The organism is Pseudoalteromonas sp. TAP-3C (genome assembly GCF_059888565.1).
The window spans coordinates 497,338-508,067 of the sequence record NZ_JCBFEM010000002.1; the positions used below are offsets into that span (position 1 = coordinate 497,338).

A 10,730-nucleotide genomic window follows, 5' to 3' on the forward strand; every position below is an offset into this window, starting at 1 on the left:
CTTATTTTAAACTTTAATAAAAGCTTAACCTTGTTGAAACCTATATTTACCAAGCTTAGTAAGCACATTAGATAAAGATGTTTTGTGTAATTCTACATTCAACTAAGGAAAAGATAATGAAGACACTTACTTTCGCTCTACTTGCTTTAGCATCACTTAATGTATTTGCAGATACAACACTTTCAGCGAGCACAATGACGCTAAAAGAAAATGAAAAAGTATCTTTTGAGCGCGCAGAAATAAATATGGAAGAACAACAAGGCGTATTAATCAATACTGCAACAACCTATTACAGTCCAAAGGTGTGGATAAATGGACGCTTAGAGCTATTTTTTGTTGGCTCTACAAATGGAAATCAATTTTGTGATGAGCGTGGTCACAACCAAGAAATCTCTGGAAGCACAATTACCTGCGGAGAAGATGAAAGCGCCTATGAAGACTTTGATTGGTATAACCAAACATGGGGAATGAAAAGCACTGGTAGTAAAAATCAATGTTACCCATTATACGCTAGCATTAAGTGCGGTAACTAGAAGCCGCAAAAGAACCCAGAACTTTCTGGGTTCTTATAAAGTTCAGTTTTATCTGTAACTTAAAATATTGCCTCCTTATATCTTCCTTTCTACAATGTCTTAACCTGCTTTCAAAGCAAGACTGCCATTTACTAGCTGAAAGTAAATATGTGTAATGGTTTCCAACAACAAAAAAAGCCCTACGCAACGGTAGGGCTGATCATAGTTAAGTTTTTATATTCGCCTTCCTAGGCTAACTTTTAGAATTCATAGCTATACGATAAGCTAAATTTCATACCTTCTTCGCGTGAATTAACGATAATATCTGACTGAGTCACTTCTTTATCTTCATTTAATAAATTTTGTACTTTAAATTTAACGTTAGAGTTAAAATCTGGATACCAAGTGTAAATCAAATCCAATGAGTGAAAGGGTTGTTCATAAGCGTCATCAGGGCCACCAACACCAGCCGCAAGTATGCGTTCGCCGAACACATTATACACTAATGAACTACTGTGCTGACCATCCATTGAATCGTAGTTTAGCTGTAAATTAACAACGTACTCTGAGTGTCCGGTCATTCGCTTCGTTGGATTAGTCAAGTTACCCGCAAGTGCAGGATCAATACTTGCTTCTGAGTCACTAACAGTGATGTTACCACTGGTAAATAACCCCTCAGTTAACATGGTTAAGTCTTTTAACCATTCAAATTCAACACCATACACTTCTGCTGTTTCACCGTTAACAAATGAAGCTGAATAAGAATTATCACCCACTTGCAATACTGTCTCTATCGGTTTATCTATGTCTTTGTAAAACGCCGCCACTGAGAACGAATCGCCAGTGTCACCATAGTACTCATAGCGTAAATCATAGTTTTTAATCGGGCTACTTTTAAGGCCACTGCGACCAAAGGTACGAATATCGGTCAATGGATCAAAATACGCCACGGGTACCACTTCACGTAAATCGGGGCGAACAACCGTTTCGCCATAGCCTAATCGTACTTGGTAATTTTCACCGCCTAAATAAGTCAGTGATAGCGCCGTGAAAAAATCATCTTCAATAATACTACCCGCCGTTATTTTATCAGCTGAGTAGAAGTTATTGAGATCATTAGCCGTAAAAATTAAGCTTGAGGTACCAATTGAAGTTTGCTTAAACTCTTCATAACGTACCCCACCACTGACACGAATAAAATTGTCGTAAATAATATCAAATGAGCCATAACCCGCCTCAATTTTTTGCCCTGCTAAATAGTCATCAGCACTGGGTGCTGAAGGTTCATTAAAGTCGACTAAAATACGCTGCCCGTCAATAAACGCATCACTAAGGTAACTGCTTGCTTGTAATGGGTTTTCACTGACTGTTAAGGCTAACCCCGTGCCGTTATTAACGGCAAAACTAGAGGTCGTATAAATACGTGCACGATCAGACACATCAAAGCCCGCTTTTAGTTCGACTTCGGCGAGTGAAAAATTCAACGGCAGGGTTAAATTACCGCCATAAGAGTTTACCCTGTCTTCCATGTCAATAAATGAAAACACCGCGCGGTTGTCATCACCGGTAATTTGTGAATTAACATAATTGCCATTTTCATCGTAGTTATCACGGAACTCAAACTCTGCACTACCAGGAATGTTGGTTTTCGCTTTCGAACGTGTATATTGCCAGTCAGCACCAATCCCCCAATAATCTAAAAACGTATGCTGACCAAGCAGTTGGTTAACCGTCAAAGTACGTTCTTCAAGTCTAAATTCATGGGTACGATCGGCAATTTGGTTATTCGCGATAGTAAATATGGTGCTGCCTGCCGGGCTTTGTGAGGTGGCCACTTCGGTTTCGTCTTCGTTGTCGCGTAAGTATAAACTCATAAACGACAAACTATGAGTATCAAGCTGATAACCTAAATTAAAAGTACCGTTATAACGCTGATTTTCTGTGGTCACAACCGAATCTTTTACCGTGTTAAAACACGATGCACTAACATCTTCTGGCGTATCTAAGGTTGATGAGCAGTTCTCAACCGCTTGCTGAGCAATGACACCAGAGCGTCTTTTTGATGCATCCCATTCTTTATCGTATTCCCCAGACAGTAAAAAGCCAATTTTACCGCCAAGCCAGGGCTCATCAAAACTATTACCCACATGCCCTTTGATATCCCAATTTGGATCCAGTGATTCATTTTTAATGGCGTAGTCACGGGGTAACGATTTCAATAATTGGTTATTAATGGCAATGGCTTGCTCTGAACGTGTGGCTGATTCAGTATCAACCAAGTTATCCCTACTAATGAGATTACTAACGCTAAAATTACCACGATATTGTACAATCGCATCGTTAAGAATTTGCGGTATATCACTATCGTAACTGTTATAAGTAAACCCTTTATCCGCTGAGGTATCCTTAGCAAGTCCAACAGCAAAACCCGCGGTAAAATCAGCCGGCACCGATTTAGTACGAATATCAATATTACCCCCACCAAATGCCGCTGGCATATCCGGCGAGTAAGATTTTTGCACCGCCATACTTTCAATAATACTCGCTGGGAAGATATCTAACGGTATGACATTGCGCGTTAAGTCAGGACTGGGGATATTAGCTCCGTTTAAGCGTGCACTTGAATAGCGCTCACCTAGGCCGCGTACATAAATAAACTTGCCATCAACTAAGGTTAGTCCAGTAACACGACGCAGCGCAGAAGCGGCATCACTGTCACCAGTGCGAGAAAGCTGCTCGGCACCTAATATATCGGCCACAAAGGCTTGGTTTTTACGCTCTTCGACTACCGCCGCCGCACTGCCTTGCAAGCGAGTACCTACGGCCACCACTTCTTCTATTTCACTTTGCTCTAATTCAGCTGCGTTCAGGTTAACTGAACTGGCTATAAGACCAACACCTATTGCCAACGATAACTTATGCAGTCTATGTTGATTTAACATCTTTACAGATCCCTAATCAGTTAAAAAACGGGCGCCTAAAATGCAATTGCAAATGGCGCCCAGAATATTAGATACAGTATTCGGTGACCTAGTCTTGAGACGCTGCTGTCACAGCCGCTTCTACCCACTTGTACCACGCTGAACTTGTATCTTGATCAGAAACCGCACCAATATACGGGGCAGCATCAAAGAAGCTGGCATCTAAACTGCTTAAATCATTTGCTGTAATGGTAATATCAGTAGATGAGGTATTTGATGCAAAGCCGTTATCAGCCAGTACATCGGCGCCTTCACCAATGCGTTGATTAGCACCGTCTTTATCAAACCATGCTGTTAAGGTTGTTGCCGTTAAAGCCCCAGGTTCGCTGCCACTGTTAAACGTGCCATCAGCATCGGCAAACTCAGACGCACAGGTCATCACAGAGCTATTAAATACGATTTTATCGGCTTGTTTTTCACCGTCACTGGTAAAACTAATACAGCTTGTTTGCGTGGCTACATTTTTAGTCATTAATACGTTGTATAAGTTAGCCGTATACGAGTCATCGAATTTAAATGCAGTAGATGGTGCATCGTCTCGGGCGGATTTACCATCGGTGGTAATTACCGTCACATTCGCAATGGTTGGGTTTGATGTTGGCGCTTGCTCGGTTGCTTCGCCTTTAATACCATCAGACTCAAAACCAGCATTACCCATAAATACAGTATCGCCGTCACGAGTTGTTACTGTGCCATGGCTAATATATAAAAACTGCGCGTTACCTTGCCAACCTGAATCAAAGTCAAACGAATCATCTTGTACATCAGTAGCAACAATATGCTTGATGTTAGTTGCGCCACCAAAGATTTCGATACCATCATCAAACCCTTGATGAATATGAATATATTCAAACGATGAACCTGAACCAACTGCACCCAGTGCTAGTGAGTTTAAGTCATCACCAGGGCCACCCACTTTAGGACCAGAACCTGCATACCAAATTTTGGCATATTTCATATCGCCACTAGAGTCGCTGTTATCATTCCCACCATAATAACTGACAATCCCTTCTGTTGGTCGGTTACAGGTTGCTGCTGCTCGCTCTGCATCGGTACAACCGTTAGTAATGCCTTTACCATTAATTAAAATACCACCCCAGTCAGCATAAAGCGGTCCTTTACCTTCAGCATCTAAGCGTGGAAACGCTTTAGCAGAGGTAAAAACTACTGGTTTTTCAGCTGTGCCTATCGCTTGAATTTTCGCACCACGGGCAATACGTAAAATCGCTTCACCTGATTTAAAAGCCATTGTCGCGCCTGGCTTTACTGTGATTGTTGGGCCATTTTCAGGGATAACAAACCCTTCTGCAGTATTACCGTCAACACCTATCAGCAACGCTTCATCAAAAACGTGAACACCGCCATTAGGCAATTCATTAAACGTTAAATTGGCAGTTATTTGGATATTCTTGCTCGCAAATGAATCACTATATAAGCAATCTAAGCCATCATAAGTGCCTTCAATGGTGCCTGCATCTGTTTCATAACTTGTACACTCAACGTCAGAGCCAGTGTTACCACCGCTGCTATTGTTTGAATTATTAACACTGTTATCGGTGCTGGTACTGTTATCGTTAACTGTAGGGGTAATTTCGATATCACCACCACAACCTGCAAGTGTCATTGCTGTTGCTACAAGACTAACTTTGAATAAGCCAGATAATTTCATTGTTCACTCCGTTAAGGTAGATAGTTTTTTTATTAGCCAATTAAGTAAAAACTTAAGTCACGTTAAAGCACGATTCTCATGCATCAGGTACTCATGCATTAAGGTCACTTGAGTTATCGAATACGAAATACAATACGGGAGTGTTATGACAATCTAGTTACACTTTAATAAACATAACATGACAATATCAATTAAAAAGAAATCAGCAAGTTGTCTAATAAAAAGCAAAAAAAAACCACACCAACTGATGTTAGTGTGGTTTGCTTAGTGCAATTATGAACTGGTTTTATTGTGCGTTAATTAAAGCTTAATTTTCACACAAGAAATTAAAGAAGCGCCGTTTTTAATGTTTGCGCATACACTTTTTCACGCTTAACATATTTAATCCACTGCTGGGCTAAGCGCTGCGATTTTTTATGTGTTTGTGCTTGTTCGAATGCTGAGATAGAGGCATCAAACTTTTGTAAATTAAATTGCGCCATTCCTAGGGCAACATAGGCATTAGATTCAAAATCAAGCGAGCCTTTATCAAGTGCTTTACGTGCAGCGTCAGCTGCATCTTCGTATTTTTCAAGGTTGACATACACTTCTGCCAAACGTTGTTCGTACTTACCATGGCTTGAAAGCTCAGCTGCCTTTGCAAAATAACTAACTGATTTTTCATCTTCTTTTGCTTGGATCATGGCTTCGGCGATAAATGCGTAATTCTTCGCTGATTTTTCAGCAACGCCAGTATCAATCGCTTTACTCATCACATCGGCCGCTTTAAAGGCTAAACCATTGTATAAGTACACTTGGGCAAGTTGGCGTAAATCTGATTTAGAGGTTAAAAAACCTTGTTGATAAGCAGCCTCTAAAACACTCAACTGCTGTTTTTCTTGCCCAGTCTCGCCGTACATGCCCGCTAATTGCACCCAATACTCAGGTTTATTGTACAGTTTTACCATGCGCTCAAGTACTGCAACCACTTTATCGGTTTGATTGAGTGAGTAGTGCATAGCACGTTGCAGTACTAACCAATTTTCTTTTGGGGTTTTGCCTTCACTATCACTTAAATTAATAACTTGGGTGATGTAGTTAAGCCCTTGTTGATAATCTTTCAGCTGATAATACGTTTGCGCTCTTAATAAATAATAAGCGTCAGTTTTCGGTTTAGTATTAATGTTGTCCCACTTGTCTAAAAATGCAATCACCTTTTTATAATCACTGTTAGCCATCGCCAGTTGTGCCAAGCTAAAAGCAGTGCTTAAACGCAAGGTCTCTGGAATGCCATCTTCGGCAATTACTTTTTCAAATGAAGCAATCGCTTTTACAAGGTCATTTTCGTTGTAATAAATAAACCCATAAAAGTTATGCATCATTGCAATTTCGTATGAGTTCATACTCGATGAACGTGCCTTGATGCTATCAAGCGCCGCAAGGCCACCTTGAACATCACCGTCATCAGCAAGCTTTTGCGCGCGAGCAAGTTGACTGTAGACCTTTTCGCGAAGTGCGGGCACTCGGGTTGTTTTTTGCTCATCAGCAGCATGCGCTGTTGCAATTTTTACACCCGGTAAAACACTCAATGCACTCGTTGTAACAATACTGACACTAATTGCAACACTGCACAGCATACTAAGCCTGACTAGCTTGGTTGTTAATTTTAATTTCATAATTGCCTCACTCTTTGTCCAATCAACAAATTCTAACCATTAATTTGGAAAGAAATTTTATTTTGCACACCCGCCACTTCAACAGCTTCGCCATTAACAACACGCGGTTTATATTTAAATTTGAGCGCCGCATCCATAGCTGCTCTATCAAACAATGATTCTGGCTCAGCCATAATCACTTGTGGGTCCTTTACTGTGCCTTGTTTTGTGACTGTAAATTCCACAATCACATACCCTTCAATACCTCGAGATAACGCTCTGCGTGGGTAAACAGGGGCCACTTTTACTATTGGCAAATACTCCCCATCACTGGTTTCAAGTGCTAACCCCCCTGCTAGGTTCACATCAGCCTCGACATTGGCAGCAAAATCAAAGTTGTTGCTTGCTGCGTTGTTATCGCTTTTTTGCATTTGTGGCGATTCCATTGGCGGTGGCGGCTCTTTAGGTGTGGGCGGCTTTTGTGGTTTACGTTCTTTTTTTTGCACTGTTTCTTCTTTTTTCAAACGCACAAAATCAAGTACACTGCCTTTGGCCGGTTCGCTCATTACCCCTTCACCGCCGGTAATCAGTGCCTGCATGCCCAAAAAAAGCATAAAGGTCACTATTGCGGCTATAATTAACGCTAGTACATAACGCATCACGGTTATCCTTCTTGAGCCGCGATTGACACATCAAATACACCTGCTGCGCGTGATGCATCCATAACTTTAATCAAGGTTTCTGTGGTGGATTTTTTATCAGCTTGGATCACCACACTGCCTTGTGGATTTTCAGCTTTTAAGCGTTCAATATTGGCTTGCACAGCACGCACATCAATTTGTCGTTTATTGATCCAAATTTCACCTTTATCTGAGATGGCAACCAAGATATTAGCGCGTTCTTTTTTAACAGCGGTTGCTGCCTCTGGGCGATTAACATCAATACCTGCTTCTTTTACAAATGAGGCGGTAACAATGAAGAAAATCAACATGATAAACACAACATCTAACATAGGAGTCATGTTTATTTCTTCTGCTTCGTCTTCTTGGAATAAATTACCTAATGGGGCTCTCATTTTATCTCTCCTAAAACAGCGGTGCTCGTTTACACCGCTTTAAAATAATTATTTAGTGGTCTAACACCATGCTATCTTGCAGTAATTCAACTTCACGCTTGGCTTTACGTTGTAAATACGTTGAGGCAAACACCCCAGATAACGCACCCACCATGCCCGCCATTGTGGGTATAGTTGCTTTTGACACGCCCGATGCCATAGAGCGGGCACTACCAGTACCGGTGATCGCCATAACATCAAATACTTCAATCATACCTGTAACCGTACCGAGTAAACCAAGTAATGGACAAAGCGCAACCATCACATTAATAAGCGGTAAGTTAGCATTTAAACGCATGCTGGCACGTGAAACTTGCGCTTGGCGAATTTGCTCGGCATGCCAACTATTACGTTCACTACGATTTGCCCAATGTGCTTTTACAGTGCGTTTATAAATACGATATCCATTAAAAAAGTACATAAATCGCTCGAGTATCAATAACCACATCGCGAAAATTAACACCCCAATGACCAAGAGGACTTGGCCACCGGTGTCGAGAAAATCACGGATAGCATTGATTGAATCAATCAATAGCACCATGGTTTACGCTCCTTTCTCGCTTCGCTCGGCAATAATACCTGCGCTTTGTTCTTGTAAAATAAGCAGTAAACCTTTTGAGCGGGTATTGAGTATGGTGTAAATAAATACCGTTGGGATAGCAACCACGAGCCCTAAAACGGTAGTGACAAGCGCTTGCGAAATGCCCCCTGCCATTAGTTTAGGGTCGCCAGTACCAAATAAGGTAATTGCTTGGAATGTGTTGATCATCCCAGTCACCGTGCCAAGTAAACCGAGTAGCGGCGCAACCACTGAAATAATTTTAATGAGCGTTAAGTTGCGGGTGATTTTGGGCATTTCACGTAAAATTGCTTCACTTAATTTAAGTTCAAGCGTGTCGTAAGCTACATTTGGGTATTGATCTTTTACTTTCATTACACGCCCTAACGGGTTGTCATCACGGGCTGTATCATCTTTAAGTTGACGGCGAATTTTCCCACTGACGAGTGTCAGTGATACAAAACGTTCCAAAGCAATAAGTAACGCCAGTAAACCTACGCCTAAAATAACGTAACCTACGGCACCGCCTTGATGAACTTGCTCGCTAGTGTCTGGTGCTTGAACCAATAGGCCTAAAATTGAGCCACCTGTTGGGTCCAGTGCAAACGGCACAACGCCTGAGCTTGCTTGCTGCAAATCAGCTGCTGTCGCTGTAAAGCGGCTACTTGGTTGACGAGTCAGCTGACTAATTGTATTGGTAGCCGGTGTGTACTCTAAATATTGACCATCGCTTATTAAGTTAAATGCGCCAACACGTACCACTTCTTTTTGTACTTTATTGCCCCCATCAACAATGACGTCGGTTGTAAAGCGACTTACTTTTCCTTGCTCGGTCATTTCACGTTGAAGCTCAAACCACACTTTTTCAATATCTTCAATCGAAGCTAGTTTTGACGTTGAACCCATTTTTTGCGCCAGCTCATCCATAAAGGTGCTACGCCCTGGTAATTGTGCCGATACCACCGAAGTGGCAAACTTATTACTTGAGTCCCCTGCCACTTGTTGTAATACACCAAATAACTCTTTTAGTGAGCCCATACGTTTAGATAACGTATCGGTTAAATTGGCTAGTTTAATTTCATTTTCTTCAAATTGAGTTTCTAAACGCTCAGACTCACTAAGCATTTGATTACGCTCGGCTTGGGTGTTCTTAAGTGTTTGTACTTGTTCATTTTCACGCGCAATAAATGCTTGTTCGCGCTGTTTATTTTGCGCTGACTGCGCTGATTTACCTTGCTCTAAGGTTTTTAAAAGTGCATCTAAGTCTATTGGTTCAGCTGCATAGCTAGTGCCTACAAAGCTTAAGCTGGCTGCAAACACTGCCATTTTTGACATTTTAGTTAATAATTTCATGGTAAGCCTCTTATTCTGCAGCGTGAATCGGTAGTGTTAACATATCAGGGGCAAGTTGTTTGCGAGCAATGCGCAGCCCTTTATTTATTTGGCTAATGGTTGAGTCAGGCAGTGCAACAAACGACTGACTATCGCTATTCCAACTACCAGCTTGTTTACCATCGCGGGTTAGGTAAATCAGCTCTAAGCGACCTATGCGTAAAAAGTCAACTTCACGCTCTTTTCCATCAACATCTAACAGAGCGGTGTACGCTTCGATGGTGCGTCCGTAATCAACTTCAACTTGGTAAGCTTCTAAAACACGGCGGAATTTTTCGCTTGAATTAATATCAGCGCGGTTCATCATATCCTTTAAAGACGCGAGACGTTTTGAACGTTCTTCTTTTAAAAACGGCACGTCTAAGGCAACAAATTGCTCAAGTCCGGTGATCATGCGCAGCATTAATGGGGTAATTTGACGTTCAATAATCGATACTTGATCCATCGATAGATTAATCGACTCCATTTCTTCTATTTGATTGTTTAACTGCTTAGTAAGCTGAGCGTTATAGACGGATAAGCCATCTATTTCTTTGTTCAAGGTTTTAAATTGCTGTAAACGCCCCTGCATTGAATCTGCAATCTTGTCTATTTTTGTTTGTGATTGCGCAGCTAACTTATTTATTTCGCTGCTTTTATCAATTACCGTGTTTAAATCATTGGCATGGACTGTTGCACTTGCGGCTACAATACCAGCTAGAATTAATGGTTTAACGCCTTTCATCGTATGCACCTTTGCTCGTTTATTAGCGGATTTGCTAGTGTTTTTTTAGTCGCTTTTAACTACTTTATAAAAACAGTTAAAGGCCAACTAACCTCAATAAAGCAAATTGTATAGGTGTAAAATGACAAGCGTGTTGCGTAAAAAA

General features: G+C 41.2%; 9 protein-coding genes. 1 reads left to right on the top strand and 8 read right to left on the bottom strand.

Features of this window, described 5'->3' with window-relative positions; translation table 11 throughout:
- Nucleotides 1-116 precede the first annotated feature (116 nt).
- Nucleotides 117-533: a hypothetical protein gene (locus AC6H44_RS18090; RefSeq protein WP_500738621.1), complete on the top strand. Its 417-nt coding sequence runs from the start codon at nt 117-119 to the stop codon at nt 531-533.
- A 239-nt stretch (nt 534-772) separates the two neighbouring features.
- Here AC6H44_RS18090 and AC6H44_RS18095 read toward each other — a convergent pair whose 3' ends face one another.
- The 8 genes from AC6H44_RS18095 to AC6H44_RS18130 all read right to left on the bottom strand — a co-directional run bounded on the left by AC6H44_RS18095 (nt 773) and on the right by AC6H44_RS18130 (nt 10,585).
- Nucleotides 773-3,454 (bottom strand): TonB-dependent receptor plug domain-containing protein, encoded by a 2,682-nt coding sequence (locus tag AC6H44_RS18095; protein ID WP_500738622.1) that lies wholly within the window; start codon nt 3,452-3,454, stop codon nt 773-775.
- An 88-nt stretch (nt 3,455-3,542) separates the two neighbouring features.
- Nucleotides 3,543-5,162 carry a beta-helix domain-containing protein gene (locus tag AC6H44_RS18100; protein WP_500738624.1) on the bottom strand — a complete coding sequence of 540 codons (1,620 nt, stop codon included), beginning with the start codon at nt 5,160-5,162 and terminating at the stop codon, nt 3,543-3,545.
- A 326-nt stretch (nt 5,163-5,488) separates the two neighbouring features.
- Complete coding sequence (locus AC6H44_RS18105; RefSeq protein WP_500738625.1) at nt 5,489-6,817, bottom strand: tetratricopeptide repeat protein; 1,329 nt, start codon at nt 6,815-6,817, stop codon at nt 5,489-5,491.
- 32 nt (nt 6,818-6,849) lie between these two features.
- The gene (locus tag AC6H44_RS18110; RefSeq protein ID WP_500738626.1) at nt 6,850-7,455 is read right to left on the bottom strand and encodes an energy transducer TonB; all 606 of its coding nucleotides are present in this window, start codon (nt 7,453-7,455) and stop codon (nt 6,850-6,852) included.
- Nucleotides 7,456-7,460: 5 nt separating this feature from the next.
- On the bottom strand, nt 7,461-7,871 hold the full coding sequence (locus AC6H44_RS18115) for an ExbD/TolR family protein (protein WP_500738628.1): 411 nt from the start codon (nt 7,869-7,871) through the stop codon (nt 7,461-7,463).
- Nucleotides 7,872-7,923: 52 nt separating this feature from the next.
- Nucleotides 7,924-8,451, bottom strand: a complete 528-nt coding sequence (locus AC6H44_RS18120) for a MotA/TolQ/ExbB proton channel family protein (protein ID WP_500738630.1) — start codon at nt 8,449-8,451, stop codon at nt 7,924-7,926.
- A gap of 3 nt (nt 8,452-8,454) precedes the next feature.
- Nucleotides 8,455-9,822: a MotA/TolQ/ExbB proton channel family protein gene (locus AC6H44_RS18125; RefSeq protein ID WP_500738631.1), complete on the bottom strand. Its 1,368-nt coding sequence runs from the start codon at nt 9,820-9,822 to the stop codon at nt 8,455-8,457.
- Nucleotides 9,823-9,832: 10 nt separating this feature from the next.
- Nucleotides 9,833-10,585, bottom strand: coding sequence for a DUF3450 domain-containing protein (locus tag AC6H44_RS18130; protein WP_500738632.1), 753 nt, complete (start codon nt 10,583-10,585; stop codon nt 9,833-9,835).
- Nucleotides 10,586-10,730 lie beyond the last annotated feature (145 nt).